At 46.3% G+C, this 19,023-nt stretch carries 18 protein-coding genes; 12 read left to right on the top strand and 6 right to left on the bottom strand.

Annotated features, from left to right (window positions below):
* Positions 1-85: 85 nt before the first annotated feature.
* Entirely contained in the window at positions 86-1,006 is a 921-nt protein-coding gene (locus tag ABT56_RS07425; RefSeq protein WP_047878245.1) for a M14 family metallopeptidase, read from the bottom strand.
* Between the two features lie 293 nt (positions 1,007-1,299).
* On the opposite strand from ABT56_RS07425, the gene ABT56_RS07420 reads away from it, so the two are divergent.
* From ABT56_RS07420 to ABT56_RS07405, 4 genes are all read left to right on the top strand, one after another.
* Positions 1,300-2,751 carry an NAD-dependent succinate-semialdehyde dehydrogenase gene (locus ABT56_RS07420; RefSeq protein ID WP_047878244.1) on the top strand — a complete coding sequence of 484 codons (1,452 nt, stop codon included), beginning with the start codon at positions 1,300-1,302 and terminating at the stop codon, positions 2,749-2,751.
* Positions 2,752-2,845: 94 nt separating this feature from the next.
* The gene (mog, locus tag ABT56_RS07415; RefSeq protein WP_047878243.1) at positions 2,846-3,376 is read left to right on the top strand and encodes a molybdopterin adenylyltransferase; all 531 of its coding nucleotides are present in this window, start codon (positions 2,846-2,848) and stop codon (positions 3,374-3,376) included.
* A gap of 184 nt (positions 3,377-3,560) precedes the next feature.
* Entirely contained in the window at positions 3,561-4,325 is a 765-nt protein-coding gene (gene befA, locus ABT56_RS07410; protein WP_047878242.1) for a beta cell expansion factor BefA, read from the top strand.
* A 281-nt stretch (positions 4,326-4,606) separates the two neighbouring features.
* Positions 4,607-4,879, top strand: a complete 273-nt coding sequence (locus ABT56_RS07405; protein WP_047878241.1) for a hypothetical protein — start codon at positions 4,607-4,609, stop codon at positions 4,877-4,879.
* A gap of 287 nt (positions 4,880-5,166) precedes the next feature.
* Here ABT56_RS07405 and ABT56_RS07400 read toward each other — a convergent pair whose 3' ends face one another.
* A complete protein-coding gene (locus ABT56_RS07400; protein ID WP_157037796.1) occupies positions 5,167-5,721 on the bottom strand; it encodes a hypothetical protein in 555 nt (184 codons plus the stop codon).
* 390 nt (positions 5,722-6,111) lie between these two features.
* Between ABT56_RS07400 and ABT56_RS07395 the strand changes: the two genes are divergently transcribed.
* Positions 6,112-6,609 carry a hypothetical protein gene (locus ABT56_RS07395; protein ID WP_047878239.1) on the top strand — a complete coding sequence of 166 codons (498 nt, stop codon included), beginning with the start codon at positions 6,112-6,114 and terminating at the stop codon, positions 6,607-6,609.
* A 280-nt stretch (positions 6,610-6,889) separates the two neighbouring features.
* Positions 6,890-7,369, top strand: coding sequence for a glutathione peroxidase (locus tag ABT56_RS07390; protein WP_047878238.1), 480 nt, complete (start codon positions 6,890-6,892; stop codon positions 7,367-7,369).
* Positions 7,370-7,388: 19 nt separating this feature from the next.
* Here the strand turns inward: ABT56_RS07390 and ABT56_RS07385 are convergent, their stop codons facing one another.
* Positions 7,389-8,372: a CHAD domain-containing protein gene (locus ABT56_RS07385; RefSeq protein ID WP_047878237.1), complete on the bottom strand. Its 984-nt coding sequence runs from the start codon at positions 8,370-8,372 to the stop codon at positions 7,389-7,391.
* Positions 8,373-8,689: 317 nt separating this feature from the next.
* On the opposite strand from ABT56_RS07385, the gene hppD reads away from it, so the two are divergent.
* A complete protein-coding gene (gene hppD / locus ABT56_RS07380; protein ID WP_047878236.1) occupies positions 8,690-9,757 on the top strand; it encodes a 4-hydroxyphenylpyruvate dioxygenase in 1,068 nt (355 codons plus the stop codon).
* On the opposite strand, the gene ABT56_RS07375 is transcribed toward hppD, so the two are convergent.
* A complete protein-coding gene (locus ABT56_RS07375; RefSeq protein WP_047878235.1) occupies positions 9,754-10,659 on the bottom strand; it encodes a LysR family transcriptional regulator in 906 nt (301 codons plus the stop codon). The genes hppD and ABT56_RS07375 overlap by 4 nt on opposite strands.
* A gap of 206 nt (positions 10,660-10,865) precedes the next feature.
* On the opposite strand from ABT56_RS07375, the gene ABT56_RS07370 reads away from it, so the two are divergent.
* Positions 10,866-12,503 carry a glycoside hydrolase family 13 protein gene (locus tag ABT56_RS07370; protein ID WP_047878291.1) on the top strand — a complete coding sequence of 546 codons (1,638 nt, stop codon included), beginning with the start codon at positions 10,866-10,868 and terminating at the stop codon, positions 12,501-12,503.
* 66 nt (positions 12,504-12,569) lie between these two features.
* Here ABT56_RS07370 and ABT56_RS07365 read toward each other — a convergent pair whose 3' ends face one another.
* A complete protein-coding gene (locus ABT56_RS07365; protein WP_053062408.1) occupies positions 12,570-13,193 on the bottom strand; it encodes a TetR/AcrR family transcriptional regulator in 624 nt (207 codons plus the stop codon).
* Positions 13,194-13,314: 121 nt separating this feature from the next.
* Here ABT56_RS07365 and ABT56_RS07360 point away from each other — a divergent pair, with 121 nt between their 5' ends.
* From ABT56_RS07360 to ABT56_RS07350, 3 genes are all read left to right on the top strand, one after another.
* Positions 13,315-13,848: a dihydrofolate reductase family protein gene (locus ABT56_RS07360; RefSeq protein WP_047878234.1), complete on the top strand. Its 534-nt coding sequence runs from the start codon at positions 13,315-13,317 to the stop codon at positions 13,846-13,848.
* A gap of 140 nt (positions 13,849-13,988) precedes the next feature.
* On the top strand, positions 13,989-14,519 hold the full coding sequence (locus ABT56_RS07355) for a YbhB/YbcL family Raf kinase inhibitor-like protein (RefSeq protein WP_047878233.1): 531 nt from the start codon (positions 13,989-13,991) through the stop codon (positions 14,517-14,519).
* Between the two features lie 16 nt (positions 14,520-14,535).
* On the top strand, positions 14,536-15,312 hold the full coding sequence (locus tag ABT56_RS07350) for a helix-turn-helix transcriptional regulator (RefSeq protein WP_047878232.1): 777 nt from the start codon (positions 14,536-14,538) through the stop codon (positions 15,310-15,312).
* Positions 15,313-15,348: 36 nt separating this feature from the next.
* Here ABT56_RS07350 and glgX read toward each other — a convergent pair whose 3' ends face one another.
* Positions 15,349-17,319: a glycogen debranching protein GlgX gene (gene glgX, locus ABT56_RS07345; RefSeq protein WP_047878231.1), complete on the bottom strand. Its 1,971-nt coding sequence runs from the start codon at positions 17,317-17,319 to the stop codon at positions 15,349-15,351.
* A gap of 371 nt (positions 17,320-17,690) precedes the next feature.
* Here glgX and ABT56_RS07340 point away from each other — a divergent pair, with 371 nt between their 5' ends.
* Positions 17,691-19,016: a carbohydrate porin gene (locus tag ABT56_RS07340; RefSeq protein ID WP_047878230.1), complete on the top strand. Its 1,326-nt coding sequence runs from the start codon at positions 17,691-17,693 to the stop codon at positions 19,014-19,016.
* Positions 19,017-19,023 lie beyond the last annotated feature (7 nt).

The following is a 19,023-nucleotide window of genomic DNA, read 5'->3' as shown; positions in this document are numbered from 1 at the left end:
TGGCAAGGGCGGCGTGTAGAGCGGTTGTGAGAGGAGGAAAATAAACCGCACGGAGTCACCATGCGGTTTTGAGGGAAAGCAACGATCAGCGCTGTGCGATCACATAGTTCAATGCACCGGTAATAGCAGCAACTTGGGCATCATTGCATTCTTGCGGCGTGACTCGCTCACTGTCTGGGTAGACTTCTGTGGTTGTCCCGTATACGCAAGCAGATAGGCCGTTGCACAGACTCAGCTCTACCAGTGGGTAGTTGATGACACCTTCTTGGGTGACAGGGCTACCAATGATATTGCCATCCTGATCCGGTGGGGCAATATGAGTTACGCGGCGTACCGAATCGATGATTGCCTTTTGGAATGCTGGCTGAGGGTTTTCCGTGTCCCCGACAGTGTAGAAACCATCTGGTACGCTGTCCTCAATGTAAGGTTCGCCGTCTCGTGCTGCAAGAGCTGGGCGGAACTCCTCTTCATCGGTATCTGTTGTTTCGTGCAGGTCGATATGGACAAGAATGTCAGTACCTAGCCCAGCCACCATTGCTATCACTTGGGCGGCTTCTTCACTTGGGCTGTCTTCGTAGAATGAGCGGTTAGGGTCAATGGCATTGGGATTCCAGCGATTGATAGTTTCATAACCCCAAGGACTCACACACGGCGCAGTGACAATATTGAAATGTGTCTGGTAGTTTTCTGCTTCGGTGTCCATAAATTGGAGAGCGCCGTGCACACCGCTGGTTTCATAACCATGTACGCCACCGGTGATCAGTACCGTGGGCTTGCTGGCATCCCATTGGCGAGATTTGATGACAAATAGCGGATAGCGCTTCTCATCGTAGCTGAGCTGGCCATATTGGCTGACGTCGAAGCGTACAGCCAGTTTTTCAATCTTGCTGATCACATCATCACGGTAAGAGCGTTTGATGGTAGTTTGTGCTAGCCATTGGGCACGTTCTTCGTCCCCCCAAGGTTGGCCCGGTGTGCCGATAGAGTAGTGGTGTGAGCTCTTCATGGGATTCCTTCTCTGTGTACTGTCAAGCTGAGGTAGCTTGAGATTGCAGCATTATATACCCAAGTTGCCTTATGATGCAGGGTGTTCTCAGCGCATTGCCGTTCCGTGCCAGTGTGAAATAACCATAAGTATTCACTCTCACAAATACGTTCAGGATGAAGAGGTTGGTTATGAGATAGGCACTTGTTTATCAATACCTGTTATTCATCAAGTTGAGGGTATATCCTCTGATCTGATTCATTTTGCATGCCTCGAGGGTATGTCCTGTCAGAGTGGTTAGGAGTAGTGTCATCATGAAATTAAAAGATCCGAAATTATTGAAACAGGCATGCTACGTTGGTAGTAAGTGGAGCGAGGCCCTGAATGGGCAGACTAGTCCGGTGGTTAACCCGTCTACGGGTAAAGTGATTGCCAGTGTGCCTGTACTCGGCCGGGATGAGGCGCTCTCTGCGATTCATACGGCGGAATTGGTACAAAAGCAATGGCAAAAGAAAACGGCCAAACACCGTTCGCAGGTCTTACGGCGCTGGTTTGAGTTGGTTACCGAGCATAGTGATGATCTGGCAACACTATTGACCAGCGAGCAGGGTAAGCCATTTGCCGAAGCCAAAGGCGAGATTGCTTATGCGGCTAGCTTTATCGAATGGTTTGCCGAAGAGGCCAAACGTGCATACGGCGAGATGATCCCGAGTCATAAGGAGGATGCGCGGATCTTGGTATCAAAAGTGCCAGTTGGTGTTGTGGGGGCGATTACTCCATGGAATTTTCCGGCGGCTATGATCACCCGCAAATGCGGCCCGGCCTTCGCTGCTGGGTGCGCAGTTGTCCTCAAACCTGCGCCTGAAACACCTCTGACGGCATTGGCGTTAGCCGAATTGGCTGAGAGAGCCGGTATTCCCCAAGGGCTATTCAGTGTTCTGACGGGCGATGCTGCTGCTATTGGCTCTGCCCTTACAGAAAGTGCGGTGGTGCGTAAAATATCCTTCACCGGTTCAACGGCCGTCGGCAAGTTGTTGATGGCGCAATCGGCCGATACCGTTAAGAAACTTGCACTGGAGCTTGGCGGCAACGCGCCATTTATCGTGTGTGACGATGCTGACTTGGAAGCCGCCGTTAATGGCGTGATGATTGCCAAGTTCCGTAATGCCGGCCAGACCTGCGTTTGTGCAAACAGAATCTATGTACAAAACAGTGTCTATGACGCGTTCAGCCAGTTATTGGTAGAGCGGGTAAGCCAGCTAAAAGTGGGCGATGGGTTTGCGCCTGATGTGACGATAGGCCCGTTGATCAATGAGGCTGCCGCAAGCAAAGTTCAGAATCATGTTGATGATGCGGTGGCGAAAGGCGCTGTCATTGCGCATGGTGAGCCTCGGAATGAAGGAAGCCTGTTTGTTGCGCCGCATGTTTTGCTTGAAGCGAATGACGATATGTTGATTGCAACAGAAGAGACATTTGGCCCCGTTGCAGCTTTGTTCCGGTTTGATGATGACGAAGATGTTATCGGACGTGCCAATCATACGGAATCAGGGTTGGCTGCTTATGCTTATACACGGGATCTGGCTCGGGCATTTCGCTTTAGCGAATCGCTAGAGTACGGTATGGTCGGTATCAACGAAGGACTGATTTCTACCGAAGTTGCGCCATTTGGTGGTGTGAAGAGTTCGGGGCTGGGTCGGGAAGGGGCTCGACAGGGCTTGGATGACTACCTGGAAACCAAATATACCTTGATGGGCGGCCTGTTCTGAATCGGAGCTAACTATTGGTATAGAACTTTAAATAACGAGCATAATTTCTTAAACTTGCGTTGATAAATAAACATGGCTCAGTAAGGAACCATCAATGACTAAAGCAAAAATCGGTATTGTCACAGTAAGCGACCGCGCCAGTGCAGGTGTTTACGAAGATATTTCAGGCAAGGCGATTATCGAGACCCTGAATGATTACCTTGTTTCTGAGTGGGAGCCGGTTTATGAAGTGATCCCTGATGAGCAGGATGTAATTGAAGCAACGTTGATCAAGATGGCCGATGAATTAGATTGTAGCTTGATTGTTACAACTGGCGGCACAGGTCCTGCAAAACGTGATGTAACACCTGAAGCGACTGAAGCGGTTTGTGACCGTATGATGCCGGGTTTTGGCGAGCTAATGCGTGCAGAGTCACTGAAGTTTGTGCCGACGGCGATTTTGTCTCGCCAAACAGCAGGTTTGCGTGGCGACAGCCTGATTGTAAACCTTCCGGGTAAGCCGAAGTCGATCCGTGAGTGTCTTGATGCGGTATTCCCTGCGATTCCTTACTGTATTGACCTGATGGAAGGGCCATACTTGGAATGCAACGAAGAAGTTATCAAGCCTTTCCGCCCTAAGAAGTAATGCGCTAGTCACTGCGTTATTCTTGATGATGTTATACATAAAAAGCCGGTCGAAGACCGGTTTTTTTGTCCGGTTTCCCACGTTATCTTAAAGATCCTTGAACCCTTAATCTTGAGATCAGCGAAGAATATACCCTAATATCTAAGGAAACATGGATATATAGCTTGAGGATAGTGTTGTGAAAATGAAAACCATTGCCGTAATGCTTATGCTCGCGGTTGCCCCAGCTCAAGCAGGTTGGGATGAGATCAAGAAGAGTGCGTCTGATCTTGGAAAGGCGGTGAGTGACAGTTCCAAGGAAGTGTGGGATCAGGTTTCTGATTTTTCAAAGGAAACTTGGGAGAGTGTCGCGAAGTGGGGCGATGATGCCCTCAATACAGCCGGAGAATGGACGGATAAATCTGCCGAGAAAGGAAAAGAGTGGCTTGCCGTGGCAGACAAAAAACTCAATGAAATGCTGGAGCCTGAAACCCCGGCAGAAGCCAGGATGGCGCTTGATACAATGGCGGATACGGCATTGATCCGTTTGTTTAATGATCAACCTTCAGCGAAATTACTTTTCGATCAGGCTTATGGTTACGCCGTGTTTGATTCACGGAAGTTTTCTTTGTTGCTTCATACAAACCAAGGTGCGGGTGTGGCGGTCAATCGCCAGACAAGCAAGCATACATATATGAAGATGTTCGGCGCTGGATTGGCTGCCGGGTTCGGCGGCAAGTTTTATCAGCAAGTGATCTTGTTTGAAGACAAGGCCGCATTCGATGGTTTCGTTACCCAGGGCTGGGAGGCCACCTCGGAGGTAGGGGTTGTTGCTGGAACAGAAAGTGCTGAATTGAGCGCAAAATACAACGGTGGAATGGCTATTTACCAGTTGGACGAAAAAGGGTTATTGCTAGATATGAATATATCGGGTTCGAAATATTGGGTAGATGAAGAGCTTACCCACTGAATTCGGTAATAGGCTTACCGGGACTGCTACCAGCAGTTTCGGTAGTTTTGAGGCGTACCTCAATAAAACTCTGAAAAATTAGATACCTATCAAGAATAGCGTTTCTATTCACCGCGCTTGTTCATACTTCTCTCATTAATGGTTTCCGCTGGGAAAATCCTTATTTTATAAAATATTATTCAGGCAGTTCATCGTCGCGGGTAAAGGCAACTCTTGTAAACAGATGTTGTTTCACGGCTATGGTGAATAATGTTTTGTTAATCTGAGGGTGAGGCGGGGCAATGGATGCCAAAAGGACGTGGGGGTTTGTCACTTTAATTTTGGGATGTGCTTCACTGCTGGTGGGCGCAGTGGCTTTAGGAAGCTTGGTTGGCCATAGCCAAATAGCCATGGATGTGGGTGGTTTTTTTGATGCCGCGAGGCATGAAGTTCTACCGAATTTCCATGTCGACCAGCATCTTGATGATTTCAAAAAAAAATACCAGCATATCACTATTGTCGGAATTTTTTTCACGTCGTTAGGCGCGATTATGATGCGGGGTAAGTGGCAGTAGGTGGGTGTGGTTCGGAAAAAAAGCGCCTATCAGATCCGTGACAGGCGTTGCAATCGATCAATAAGGAACAACATATTTGAAGTATGTGAATCATACTTCTTGGTTAAAATATGATCAATGATCGATTTTGTAAAACATGTAGTCATAATGTGAAATAGGTCTAGTGGTAAGCACTTATCGCCACGTTATTTCAATGTATATGCTTCTGAATATGCTGAACTACTCGCGATGAGACCTGTCTTCATTATGTATAGTCTTGCCTCTTAGATCGCACTGGGAATGCAGCATCAGGTGTTGAATAATGCTTTTACTTTGTTGGATAAGCTAGCTAATAATGATGTCGGCTGATATTCCGGTCGTAAATGTTCAACACCAATATAATATGCTTGCATGAGTTGACTGCGTATTGGGTTATCTCCGATCGTTGGAGACTGCTTGTCCAGTACGGAACATAGCATCTCAGCCTGTTCGTTGGCGTAGCTAAAGTCAATCCCATTGGCCCCTTGTACCATAAGCCATACTGTAGCAAGGGTTTGAATCTCTATATCATTCATTGTCGTAAATTTCGCAGCATGCACATCTCCGATATGATCGGTAATGAGAGTGCGAAGCTCTGCGGTTTTCGCGTGCGTTACCTGATAGTTTTCGAGGGCGGCATGTATCATTTGCGTCATTAATCCGAGGCTGAGTCCATATGGGTATTTATCGGCTTTTTCGCGGCAGACTCGTTGGAAAAAGTCTTCTCGCTGCGTAATGAATTGAGCGATGTAGTCATTGGATTTTTCGGTTAATGGCAGTTCGGCAAGGCCGCTGTCTTCAAGTACCTGCTGTAGTGTTTTCATCTCTAACTCTGATTTTTTGTCAATCGCTAGTATACCCAAGTTAACTCAAAAATTTTGTTTCAGCGAGAATATGTTGATTTTATATCACGGAAAAATAAAAACAGCGTGTTATTTTATATAAGGTGAAATTTGATTTAAAAGTAACGGATTTTTTAATTTATTTTTATATGATGCATTCATTTTACTACTTAATTTTATGAATGCTTTATTTAAGAAGTAAGTTTATCAGATTTTACTTGAGTTTCATTTTGATGGACAGAGGAAGAACTTTGGATTTTCTTGAATTCGTTATCTGGAATTTTGTAAGTTTAGATTCGAGGTTAATCTATTGTTTATTAAAATCGAAATGATATGAGTTGAGTTGTTGTGATTTTCGTAATAAGGAATAAGATGAAAATTAAGAAAATATGCAGTGTAGCCTTAGTGTTGTTGTTATCTGCATGTAATAGCGATGATTCTGGTAATAATGGAAGTGGCAATGTAATTCATAAAGATCTTCAAGGATTATGGGTTAGCAATTGTCATTCGTTAACTGATGAGAACGGCAACTTCATCAGTTATGTACAAGATAGCTTTGATTTTTCAGGCCGTGAATATACGCAAGTTATGTCATCCTATGATGATCAGGCTTGTACTGTTGCGCTGGAAAAAAGCGATAAATGGTTTGGTGATTATACCATCGGAGATAAAGTTAAAACATCAGATGGCAAAGAGGCTTACCATCTTACTCTCAATGTTTCGCCGGAGAGTTGGCCAGATTGGACTGGTGAGGTCCCAGGGGTAAAGCAACAATATATTTTCAATATTTCATCTGGTGAAATGGTTTTAGGTACCCCTGATAACAAAGAGCTAATGTACGATATTTATTACTCTAAAGAATCAAAGTAAATCATTTTTCTGTTTGATGTAATACAACAGATAAGTTGTTTGGGCTAAGCGTGTACAAGGCATGCTTAGCCTTTTTTAGTGCTGTGTTATGTTCTTGAGACGGTAGAGGGTAGCTTTTACAAGATGATCAATTCTTGTGGTTTGAGGGGCAATATCAGTGTTATGGGGTATTGAATGATAACTGGCACGAGAAAATTGGTGAGCTGATTCTAAAAAAATTCTTTACACTGGATGATGGTGAATCTGTATCCCTGATGAAAAGCAAATAACGGAGAAAGCTATGTCAGATTTTTATCACTTCAGTGCAAGGAAAATCAACGGCGAAGAGATTACGATGGAAGACTTCGCAGGAAAGGTGGTATTGGTCGTCAATACAGCCAGTGAATGTGGGTTCACCCCACAGTATAAAGGGTTGCAGGCATTGTATGAGAAGTACCAAGATCAAGGTTTGGTGGTACTTGGTTTTCCTTGCAACCAGTTTGGTGGGCAGGAGCCCGGGAATAATGAACAAATTGAGCAGGTTTGCCAGCTTAATTATGGGGTTGATTTCCCGATGTTCGAAAAAATTGATGTGAATGGGCCAAACAGCCACCCTATTTTCGCGTATTTGACAAAGGCGTTGCCCGGTATGCTGGGTAGCAAAGTGAAGTGGAATTTTACCAAGTTTATGATTGGTCGGGACGGTAAGCCTCTTAAACGGTTTGCACCGACTAAATCTCCCGAGGCATTGGAAAACGATGTGGTTCGAGCGCTACGCTAATGAGCCAACTATCGCCAAGTTATTGACTTGGCGATAACTTTATATCTTGGTTGAGTGTCCCATACAACGCCAGTTTGTCGGGGTGTCGAAAATCAAATAGTTTCTTCAGGGTCGCTTTTTTTGCATTGCAATGGATAATTTCTGTAAGCCTTATTAATTCACCAATAGCCCGTTTTTGATGGCGGCTGCAGTCATGGTGTTTGAGAAACAGTTTAAAAAAAGCAAGTTGCACTGCACTGTCATTGAAGTTTCCGAGTTCATCTTGTAGTTGTTTTAATTGCTCAATTTGGTGTTTGCTAGTTCGATTGGGCAGAATGGGGCTGAAAAACTCGAGAAGATAGCGAAATTTTTTACATTGGATGCGCAGTTCATGGAGCGTAGCATCGTCTGCATGGTTGTTTATTTTATTGCATTGGCGTTCGAGCCGTTTGTAGTGCGTCCATAGCGTATTGTATCCGATGATCTCTGAATGCTGTCGTCCTGAATCCGTTTGACGGAGCTCCATTTCATTGAGTAGGCCGCTTACCAATTGACATTGTTGCTTGTAATTATCTGATTTTAGCCACTCTTTAAGTTGTTTGTGCTCGGCATTTCGCTTCACTTGAAGTTGGTCGAAAAATCGGGTTAGGCCGTTGTGGTGCTGGTGGTCGAGTATAAAAAAGTATTCGTCCATTTTCGCCAGAAAAACATCAAGATCCCGGATGGTATTGGTGTATTGCATTAGCGTCTTTAGTTCATTTTTCAGCATCTCTTGTTGCTGTTCGAATAGCAGTGGTTTGAGCAGGCTGATTAATGCTCTGCATTTTCTTAGCGCGACTCGATATTGATGGATAAATTCGTCGTCATCGTTGCGGATTATGCCTCGTTCATGGTTGCGGGCATGTTGAAACTCATTTGTTAGGTAATCAAAGGTGGGAAGGTAGATTTCGGAAGACGGTGTTAATGCGATTTTTGTTTTTTTTCGTTGGGGCAGTTTAAGTTGGTCGCGTTTTGTTACAGACATTCGGTACCTCTGGTGACATAAATAACGGGAATGGGCCGAGTCTGATGTTCGAGCAAAGGACTTCTTTGCCTGCAAACCGGTATTAAACGTGCCGAACTCGCTCTGAATCTTGCCAAATCGCACTTTAAAAAGTTTAGACTTAATTCATTGAAAATGCGTAGACATATCCTGTGATTAGCCGCGAATTTATATGGCTGGCAAGTTGATGTTACGATCATGCTTTACATTAGCGCGTCGTTTTTGCTGAGGACCGTTTCTCAAGCTGGCTGGAATCTGCTTAGGCTAAAAATAGTTTGGGTACAAACATAACGGCGGATATGGGTATGGTTGGAAATCCACTAGGTACAGATGGTTTCGAGTTCGTCGAGTATACCGCACCGACCAATGAGGGGCTCGATGCGCTGAAAACGCTCTTCAAACAGATGGGTTTTGCCGAAATAGCCAAGCATAAGCACAAGGCGGTGTGGTTGTATCGGCAGGGGGATATCAATTTTATTGTAAATGGCGAGTCACACTCGCAAGCCGAAGGATTTGCCGGAATACACGGTGCCAGTGTCAATGCGATGGCTTTTCGGGTGCAGGACTCTACCCGAGCTCTGGCGTATGCCGTAGAACAGGGGGCGACAGCCTGTGCGCCACAAGCTGGGCCGATGGAACTTAATATACCGGCAATATACGGGATAGGAGAATCCCTGATTTATCTAGTTGATCGCTATGGGGATCATGATATTTACGAGGTTGACTTTGCTTATTATCCCGATGCTATCAATGAACTGGCACAAGCCGACGCCGGTCTGAAAGAGATAGACCACCTGACCCATAATGTTAAGCAAGGGAATATGGATTTGTGGGCGAGGTTTTATGAGCGTATTGCCAATTTCCGAGAGATTCGCTATTTCGACATTAAAGGTAAGGCGACAGGTTTAGTTTCGCGAGCTATGACGGCGCCGTGTGGGAAGATCCGAATTCCGATTAATGAGTCTTGTGATGATCAGTCTCAAATTGCTGAGTTTCTCAGGCAATATAACGGTGAGGGTATTCAGCATATCGCTTTGAGCACCGATGATATTTTTGCAACGGTCGCGGCCTTGAAGTCGTCGGGGGTCACCTTTATGGATACGCCAGATACTTACTATGAAGCGATTAACCAGAGAATTCCCGGGCATAACGAAGATATCGCTTCAATGCAAAGTCATAAGATCCTTATCGATGGTGATGAGTCCGGCATTTTGCTCCAGATATTTACCGATACTGTGATTGGTCCGGTTTTTTTCGAGATTATCCAGCGCAAGGGCAACCAGGGTTTTGGGGAAGGTAATTTCCAAGCGCTGTTTGAGTCGATCGAGCTGGATCAAATTCGCCGAGGTGTGATCAAGGTTGATTAACCCGTCATATATTCCGACATCAGTGTTTTAAATGCCTGTACGTGTGCAGGCAGTGGGTCGGTCAAGTGATAGATCCCGACATTACCTCTTTGTGCCGGGGCAGAAAGTGGCAGCGGTACAATATCAAATTGTTTGAAGTAAGATGTCATGGTGCTGCTGTACGGCATGATGGCCTTGCTGGTTGCTAGAAGATCAAGGCTGGCACTCAGTGAGTGAATTTCGAATACAATCCGTTCAGATATCTGTTTGCGCTCTTTTTCCTGTTGTTTGGGCAGGGGGTTTTCCAGCAGATGTTGGTGGGTATCTTGATCCGGTGTAACCAACAGCAAAGGGTATAGCGATGTATCTTGGTGTGACTGCGTACTTAGGAGCAAAGGGTGAGTCCGATGGACAAAGAGGGCTTCTTCATCCTGAAGCAGGGGAGTAAAACTCACCTGACAGCGGCGTGATAGTCCATCGATTTCATGGCCAACAAACAGATCGATATGGCCGTGAAGCAGCATATCCATTAATTTCAGGTGATTACCAAATTCAATCTGCAACGATATCCCACCATGATCGCAGCTGTACTGCTGCACAACGTGGCGGACAAAGATCTCCCACCAGGCATCACCGGTACCCATTTTTATTTTTCTGGTCTTGCGTGCTTTGAGATCAGATAGCGTATCTAGCATGGTGTCATGACGGCGCATCATGGCCTGCATCTGCTCCTGCACCACGAGGCCATATTCGGTTAGCGTTACCCCTTTTGATTTGCGAATAAACAGCGGTACTCCGAGTGTTGATTCTAGTTTTTTCATGTTGTTGGTGAGTGTCGGCTGGCTGAGCCCCATTTGCTCGGCGGCAAGGCTGATGTTGCCGGTATCGGCAATGGTCAAAAATTGACGGTAGTGTTTGTCCATCGTAATCACGGAATATGCGTTGAATCACAAATTGTGAAAATCATAGCAAAAGTAATAGGTTGAAAGATGTGATTTCGATCGTCTAATTTTCGTTTGATATAGGTTTTATCTATGGTTGTTGACGGGCTCTGTATTTTTAAATGGTAGGTTGGCGCAATAAGATATCGGTAATCTAAATATCAAATGCCGAAGGTAATAGCATGAAGATGGCTCCGAAGTGGTGGCATGACGCCGTTGTATATCAGGTTTATCCCCGTAGTTTTTGCGATAGCAATAATGATGGGATGGGTGATCTTCGAGGGATCATTAGCAAACTTGATTACCTCAAGACGCTTGGCGTAAACGTTGTGTGGCTATCACCTGTATACAAATCGCCGATGGATGATAACGGTTACGATATTTCTGATTACCAAGACATTGCGCCTGAATTCGGCACAATGGCAGATATGGACGAACTGCTGGAGAAGGCTAAGCAGCGTGATATCCGTATCATTATGGATCTGGTTGTCAACCATACGTCTGATGAGCATCCTTGGTTCAAAGAAGCCCGCAAATCTAAGGACAACCCATACCGTGATTACTACATTTGGCGAAAACCCAACGCGGACGGCAGCGTGCCCGATGAAATGGGCTCGGTATTTGGTGGAAGCGCATGGGAGTTTGATGAGCAAACCGGCGAGTACTACTTCCATATTTTCTCGAAGCGTCAGCCAGATTTGAACTGGGAAAACCCGAAAGTTCAGGAAGAAGTTCATAAGATGATGAACTGGTGGATTGACAAGGGGATAGGTGGTTTCCGTTTGGATGTTATTGATTTGATCGGTAAGGAGATCGATAACAAGATTACGGGGAACGGACCGCGCTTGCATCCGCTGATTCAGCAGATGAACAGGGCGACGTTCGGCAACAAAGATGTGCTGACGGTTGGTGAGACATGGGATGCGACCCCGGAAATAGCCAAGCTCTACAGTAATCCTGAGCGCGAAGAATTCTCGATGGTGTTCCAGTTTGAGCACATTAGCCTGACATGGAAGAATGGTGACAAATGGACGCCTATTCCGCTTGATTTGCCTGCACTGAAGCGAGTGTTGACTAAGTGGCAGGTTGAACTGGCAGATGAAGGTTGGAACTCCCTGTTCTGGAATAACCATGACTTGCCGCGAATTGTCTCTAAGTATGGTTGTGAGGGGCAGTACCGGGTTGAGTCTGCCAAAATGCTGGCAACGACCCTGCATATGATGAAAGGTACGCCTTACGTCTATCAAGGGGAAGAGATTGGGATGACCAATGTGGCCTTTGATAGCATTGAAGATTACCGTGATATTGAAACGCTGAACTTCTACAAAGAACGTACTGCAAACGGTGTTTCTCCTGATGCGATGTTGGCAGCAGTGCATGAAAACAGCCGTGATAACGGCCGTACGCCAATGCCGTGGGATAGCTCAGATAACGGCGGCTTCTCTGCGGTGCAGCCATGGATCAGTACCAACCCGAATTACCCGCAGATCAACGTTGCTCAGGCTCTAGAAGATAAGGATTCGGTTTTCTACCATTATCAAAAACTGATCGCATTGCGCAAATCAATGCCCGTGATTGTGTACGGTGACTTCCAGCCTGTGTTTGAAGAGCATGAAAAAGTATTTGGTTACCTGCGCTGCGATGATGCCCAACGTCTGCTGGTGTTGAGTAATTTCAGTGGCGAGGCTGTAGACATTGATATGCCTGCACATTTGTGCGGTGTTGAGGTTGAGCCTGTTATTCATAACTATGAGGCTCATACTTACCTGCCGACACAGGTAACGCTGAAGCCCTATGAGTCGTTTGCGGTGTTGTTGCCAGCATAAATACGAGCCCGTTTAGTACTGAGCTCTCCATTATCTCTATAAAACCGACCATCTAGGTCGGTTTTTTTATGGCTGCTGGTTATCGGCTGCGATATGAAGCAAGCCCGCACAATAGAGCTGTAATGGCCCGGTGATCATATCTGGCATCGGTATTAATTGGGTAGGGGTGGAAGAATTTGAGGGCACTGTTGCCGCGCATTCCATGGCAAACGCAAAGCCGTGTAAATAATCGGCCAGCAAGTCCAGACCATACTTGGTTTGTTCTGCGGAAAGCGCTAGGGGGGCAATCGTTAACCCATATCTGTCGGCAAAGATGGCCGCTGGACTGCTGGCATCCATAGAAAGGAAAGTATGCAGCAAGCCCGGATAGCGGGTTAGCAGGGATAGATAGCTGGCAGAGAGGGTATGTAGTTCCTGTTGCCAATTTTCAATGGTTATTGGGGAGGTGCTGCCTGGTTGGTAAATGCTATCTACCAATGAACTGGTTATCGCCACAAGTAGGGCATTTTTGCTGCTGAAATAGTGGTAGATCGCCATTGCATCGACATCCAAGGCTGTGGCGAGCTTTCGGATGCTGGGTATTTTCCCATCGGCCAATAGCAATGATTTGGCTGTATCGATGATTCGTGCTTCACTCAGGGCTGATGTTTTGCGGCTTGGCCGACCGCGTTTTTTATCCTTGACACTCATCCTGATCTCTCATTAGACTTCAAATAAATTCTACGGTGTAGAATTTATTTTATGACAAACAAGCGGCGGGATGCAAGGCGCCAGTATAGCGGTACTGCATTTGGTCTAATTGGAGAGGAAGATGGCGAATATCGTATTTATCGCAACGAGTCTGGACGGTTATATTGCCGATAAGAATGGTGGTTTGGACTGGTTGCATGCCATACCGAACCCTGAACACGTGGATATGGGGTTTGGCCCGTTGATGGAGCGGGTTGATGCTCTGGTTATGGGGCGAAATACTTTTGAGACCGTTGCGGGTTTTGATTGTGAGTGGCCGTATACCAAGCCTGTCTTTGTCCTCAGTAATACCTTAACTCAAGTGCCTGCGGGTTATGAAGATAAAATTGAGTTGGTAAGAGGGCCTTTGCAACAGGTTGTGACAACTCTTAACCAAAGAGGGTTTGCTGAACTGTATATTGATGGTGGGATAACTATTCAGCAGTTTCTCCACGATGATTTGATAGATGAGATGATCCTGACTACGATCCCCGTACTGCTCGGGGGCGGAGCGCCGTTGTTCGGGGAGTTGGCAAAATCACAGAATTTCAAATTGGCAGGAAGCGATATTTTCCTTGATGCCATTGTACAGAGTCACTACATACGTCAGCGTTAGGAGACATTATTCAGTGCATTTATTGTGTGCGTTGCAGAAAGTCTCAAATTAAGTTCAAATTAAGTCAATATGAGCTATTGAGGTAATAACATGGCGTTATTTCAAATTAAACTTGGTTCGACTAACTAAGGAGAATCCTGATGAAAGCAAAATATTTGTTACCTCTACTTGCCGTTGTTTCATTTACCAGCTCGGCGATGACCTTGACCAGCAAAGATATTCAAGAAGGTTCCCGCATGGCGGATACCTATACGTACAATGGTTTTGGTTGCTCTGGGGATAACCAATCGCCACAACTGAGTTGGAGCGGTGCTCCCGAAGGCACTAAGAGCTTCGCAATTACGGCCTATGATCCTGATGCGCCTACAGGAAGCGGTTGGTGGCACTGGATGGCGATTGATATTCCTGCTTCGCAGCAGAGCCTAAAGCGTGGCGAGTCACCGAAGATTCCCGGCGCTACGGAGCTTCATAATGACTATGGCGTAAAAGGTTTTGGTGGCGTATGCCCACCGAAGGGCGATGGCATGCACCGTTATCAGTTTACGGTGTGGGCATTGCCTATGGCTAAATTGGATTTGCCTAAAGGGGCTTCAAATGCGCTCGTCGGTTTTATGCTGAACAGTAAAGCATTGGATAAAGCAACGCTGACAGCGACCTACGTTAACGAATAAGGTAACAGTGATAACGATGGCGAAAGTATTGGTACAGTCAGGTCAGTTTCGGGGGCTCAGTAAGCAATCTTTGCGAAATGTACTGATGCATTCGCCAACGGTTATCTGGGTTCAGAATGGGATGAAACAACTCTGGTGGCGCGAGAGTGCATTGAAGTATACCTCCGCTGAGTGGCTAATGATCCCTGCCTGTCAGTACCTTACTTTCGTTAACGTTCCGGAACAGGCCGCATTTCACTCTAAAACCCTGACTTTTTTTGAGGCGCCACCTCAAGAATGGGTACGGGAAAGTATGGCAGGTGCGGCATCGCAGGCCCAAGAACCTCGGGCAACCGTTACCGAGCAACTGGCATATTGTTTTGATATTTTGTTTGCGATGCAAGAGAAGCACTTTTCGCTCGAGACCCAGCGACAGTTCTTATATGCATTTTATGCCGAGCTAAGGCATGCCGGTATACTTCATTTACTGTTTCCTGGTGAGCCGCAGACATTGTGGGAGCGGGTGTCGCGTTATCTAAGTGCAAACCCAGGAGATGAACATAAAGTTGAGTTGGTCGCCGAGCACTTGTCCATGAGCCGTGCAACGTTGATCCGAAAACTATCGGCCGAAGGAACCAGTTTTCGAAAAGTATTGGCGGAAGTGAGGATGGGGTATGCCCTGACATTGCTCCAACAATCCCCAAACCAGTTGGATGTTGCGATGGCCTGTGGTTACCAATCAGAAGCGCGCTTTTCTGCCCGTTTTAAACAGCAATTTGGTCTTACTCCAACTCAGTACAGGAAAACGCTGTAACCGTCGGATTTTACACCGACGGCTATCCTTGGATGGCTAAGGTTGGTTCAAGGCCGTACAGCGGCGATGCAGAATGGTCATCGACAGTGCGCTTTGCATGTAACTTGTTTGTGCTTGGCGGCAATTGTGCTGAGACTCTGATGTATCACAGACAATATCCCATTTATTTCCTACCGGCAGGCGGTAGCGTGTGGGAATGGTTGAATTGTTGAACAGGAACAATAATTCATCGCCATCCTTATCGAGCCCTAGCATCAAGGCGAAGGCTTCTATACCCTGCCAATCCTCACCGGTCATATTATGGCCGTCAGAGCGTTTCCAGATCACTCGGTGACGCCCTCTGTCGTGGCCGCTAAAGGCCTTGATAAATTCGGGCATAATGGTTTGGCGTTTGTGGATCATCATACTGATCCAAGTTAGGAATTCATCCCCCTCTTTGGTTAACGCCCAGTTGGCCCAGCTGATTTCGTTGTCTTGACAGTAAGCATTGTTATTGCCCCCTTGGCTATGGGAGAGCAGATCTACTGCAAGTACATGGGGGATACCGAAACTAAACAGCAGGGTTGCCATTAAGTTACGTTTCATCCGTTCACGGCGGCAAAGTACAGCATAGTTTTCAGTCCTGCCTTCTGCTCCGTGGTTATTGGATCGGTTGTCACCATGACCGTCACGGTTGTTCTCGCCGTTGGCATAGTTGTGCTTGCGATTATAGGAGACTAAGTCCTGCAGGGTAAAACCATCATGATAGCTAATGAAGTTGACCGGGAGTTTGTCTGGCCACTTTCCGGCACTGAACAAATCTCGCGAGCCCATAATCCGGGTTGCGAACTCCTTAATGTTGTTTTCCTTGCAGAGCCAGTAACTCTTTACGGTATCGCGATATTTGTCATTGCACTCATTCCAACCCCGAGGGAAGCTGCCAAGCTGATAACCATCAGGGCCAATATCCCATGGTTCTGCGATGAGTTTCACCTCGCGTAGTACGGGGTCTTGGGCAATAGCCTTGAAGAAGGCCGCCTCAGTATTAAAGCGGTCACCATACCTGCCTAGCGTTGATGCTAAGTCAAACCGGAAACCGTCGATATGATAATGAGTAACCCAATTGCGCAGGGTGTCCAAGACAATATTTAGGCTTGGCTGGTGGACGAGATTAACCGTGTTGCCACAGCCGGTATAGTTCTTGAAATTCTTGTTGGAATCCAGTTGGTAATAGTTTTTATCCAGAGACTTGAAATGGAAATGGGGGCCGCCTTCTCCGCCCTCGGCGGTATGGTTGAAGACGATATCCATGATGACCTCTATACCGTGGCGGTGGAGTTCGCGTACCATGGTTTTTAACTCGGTTACGGCATCTTGGCTTGCATAGCGAGGTTCCGGTGCCATAAAGCACAGGCTGTTATAGCCCCAGAAGTTCACCTTATTCATCTTGAGCAGATGTGGCTCCGACATGCATGAGGTGATAGGCAATAATTGCAGGCAGTTTATCCCATGTTTTTTGAAAAACGCCACCATTGATGGCTGACACAGTCCGAGGTAACTTCCGGATAAATGGTGTGGTTGTTCAGGGTGCTGCTTGCTGAAACCTTTTACATGGGTCTCAAATACAATGGTTTCTTCGTGGCGAATACGCGGGGCGGGGATGCCTTGCCAGTCAAAGCTGTGATCGACGACGACCGATTTGGCAAATTTCCAGCTTTGCTCAGCGGTGAACGGCGGTGTGTAGTGGGCGATGGTGTCCAGTGCTTGAGCGTAGGGATCAAGAATAAGGCGTTCTTCGCCTTTGTCTTTAATATAATAGCCGTAAACTTGCCCTGCTTTAATATCTGGGACAAAAGTGTAATAGATATTTTGATAGTTGTTCTGTAGTTCAATAATATGAGGTTTATTATTTTTTTTGAATAAAACAAGTTTTAATGGCTTGTTTTCTGGGTGGTAAATAGAAAAATTACAACCCTGATCACATAATGTAGCCCCAAGCGGAAAGGGGCGGGCTAATTTAGCGAACATTCTGTACGTCTCATTGATGAATTTTATTCATTTCGAACTGTTATTAAAACGCTATTTTTCAGCGAGTCAAGGAATGATTTTTTTTGGTAAAAATTAAATATCACCAAAAAATTATATTATTTCACTATGGGGAGAAATAGGTGATAGCACTCGTGTTTTTATGCTGTATTTTGTAATTTTCTTACACTATTACGCCTATAGTCCGTGAGGCGTATCACGAAAGTTTTCTCATCCCTATTTCCTACGCCCCAATCATCCTCCTGTCTCATCCCTCAGTCGGGAGGATGTGTGAAACTGTATCTGCCCTGAATATGAGTTCCGAAAGATTGCTAGAGAGCAGTCGGCATAAAAATATAAAAAGGGACATTCCTATGAAACACAAGTTAGTACCTGTAGCAGCGGCTCTACTTACCGCGCTAACTTCATACAACGTAGCTGCTGAATCTGCCACTGATATCCTGACCGATGGTTGGGAAGTCCACGGCTACGGCTCTATGAACTTCCGTTTCAACGAAGACTTACAGTCATTTGACTCTGAGCTGGGCAAGCCTGACTACCGTACCGCAGGTACTTCAGGTAAGAGCGCCAACCAGATTGAATTTGTACTGAAGAAGCACACGGAGTTTGCAAACGGTGTGTACAGTGATTTCGTAACGCGTACCGAATATGGCAATGGCGACTCTTTCTACTACACCTCTTCCGGTGCAGAGAAGGCAAACACGAAAGCACAGCTTGAAATAAAAGAGGCATACGTTGCTCTTGGCAATCTACCTTACCTTGGCGAAGGTACTGAAATCTGGGCTGGTCGTCGCTTCTTGAACCGTGCGGCGGGTATTCTAACGGGTGAATTCTGGAAGCAATCTTCCGGTATGGGTGCGGGTTTCGAGATGAACCTAGACTCTGGCCATAAGACGGGTATCGCGATTGTCGCTGCGGATCCTGAAGCTGGATTTGCATCTGAAGATCGTCCAGTAGATGGTGAGCGTACCACAGTTTCTTCTCTAGACCTTTACTACTACGGCGTGAAAGCTCTGGGCGGCAGCTTTGATTTCGATGCTAAGCTAATGACCCGTGCCGATGAAGCGCTGGCACCCAATGATGCAGATAGCGGTTTCGGTGTGTCAGTTACTTACAACCGCGACTACTACGGCCTTGATGGTTGGTCACAAACAGCGATTGCTTACGGCGAAGGTCTAGGTACTAACCGTGGTGTGAACTTCGGTGGCTGGAGCGGTGCTTGGCTAGAAGATTCTAAGTCTTTGTTCTTCACTACTTACGGTGTGTTGAATATTAGCGATAACTGGCAGATGGGTACTGAATTGACCTACTGGGCACCAAAAGATATGGATTGGGGTCTAACTGGCAATGGTACCGATGAAGTGACTCGCTATATTTTCGCAGCTCGCCCAACATACAAGGTAAACGATAACTTCCGCTGGGAATTTACAGGCTCTTGGGCTGTTGAAGATCTAAACGGCAACCAATGGGGCCGTAAGGATAGCGCAACTGACTTCTATACCCTTGAAGCAGCGTCAGTTTTTACTGTTAATGCTGATTACTTCGGCCGTCCACAGCTTAAGCCTTACGTGACTTGGGTTGGTACTAGCGATGAAGCCGCAGCCGGTGCCATCGGTATCACGGAAGCGGGGGAGAAAGACCAGTTCGTATTCGGTGTTCATGCTGAAATTTGGTTCTAAATCGCTC

Source organism: Photobacterium aquae (genome assembly GCF_001029445.1).
Classification (GTDB): Bacteria; Pseudomonadota; Gammaproteobacteria; order Enterobacterales; family Vibrionaceae; genus Photobacterium; species Photobacterium aquae.
This window is presented reverse-complemented; position numbering and strand designations above follow the sequence as displayed.

Excerpts from the sequence above, each read along its gene's own strand:
- ABT56_RS07425 (WP_047878245.1), bottom strand. The coding sequence starts at position 1,006 with ATGAAGAGCTCACACCACTACTCTATCGGCACACCGGGCCAACCTTGG.
- ABT56_RS07420 (WP_047878244.1), top strand. The coding sequence starts at position 1,300 with ATGAAATTAAAAGATCCGAAATTATTGAAACAGGCATGCTACGTTGGT.
- mog (WP_047878243.1), top strand. The coding sequence starts at position 2,846 with ATGACTAAAGCAAAAATCGGTATTGTCACAGTAAGCGACCGCGCCAGT.
- befA (WP_047878242.1), top strand. The coding sequence starts at position 3,561 with ATGAAAACCATTGCCGTAATGCTTATGCTCGCGGTTGCCCCAGCTCAA.
- ABT56_RS07405 (WP_047878241.1), top strand. The coding sequence starts at position 4,607 with ATGGATGCCAAAAGGACGTGGGGGTTTGTCACTTTAATTTTGGGATGT.
- ABT56_RS07400 (WP_157037796.1), bottom strand. The coding sequence starts at position 5,721 with ATGAAAACACTACAGCAGGTACTTGAAGACAGCGGCCTTGCCGAACTG.
- ABT56_RS07395 (WP_047878239.1), top strand. The coding sequence starts at position 6,112 with ATGAAAATTAAGAAAATATGCAGTGTAGCCTTAGTGTTGTTGTTATCT.
- ABT56_RS07390 (WP_047878238.1), top strand. The coding sequence starts at position 6,890 with ATGTCAGATTTTTATCACTTCAGTGCAAGGAAAATCAACGGCGAAGAG.
- ABT56_RS07385 (WP_047878237.1), bottom strand. The coding sequence starts at position 8,372 with ATGTCTGTAACAAAACGCGACCAACTTAAACTGCCCCAACGAAAAAAA.
- hppD (WP_047878236.1), top strand. The coding sequence starts at position 8,690 with ATGGGTATGGTTGGAAATCCACTAGGTACAGATGGTTTCGAGTTCGTC.
- ABT56_RS07375 (WP_047878235.1), bottom strand. The coding sequence starts at position 10,659 with ATGGACAAACACTACCGTCAATTTTTGACCATTGCCGATACCGGCAAC.
- ABT56_RS07370 (WP_047878291.1), top strand. The coding sequence starts at position 10,866 with ATGGCTCCGAAGTGGTGGCATGACGCCGTTGTATATCAGGTTTATCCC.
- ABT56_RS07365 (WP_053062408.1), bottom strand. The coding sequence starts at position 13,193 with ATGAGTGTCAAGGATAAAAAACGCGGTCGGCCAAGCCGCAAAACATCA.
- ABT56_RS07360 (WP_047878234.1), top strand. The coding sequence starts at position 13,315 with ATGGCGAATATCGTATTTATCGCAACGAGTCTGGACGGTTATATTGCC.
- ABT56_RS07355 (WP_047878233.1), top strand. The coding sequence starts at position 13,989 with ATGAAAGCAAAATATTTGTTACCTCTACTTGCCGTTGTTTCATTTACC.
- ABT56_RS07350 (WP_047878232.1), top strand. The coding sequence starts at position 14,536 with ATGGCGAAAGTATTGGTACAGTCAGGTCAGTTTCGGGGGCTCAGTAAG.
- glgX (WP_047878231.1), bottom strand. The coding sequence starts at position 17,319 with ATGTTCGCTAAATTAGCCCGCCCCTTTCCGCTTGGGGCTACATTATGT.
- ABT56_RS07340 (WP_047878230.1), top strand. The coding sequence starts at position 17,691 with ATGAAACACAAGTTAGTACCTGTAGCAGCGGCTCTACTTACCGCGCTA.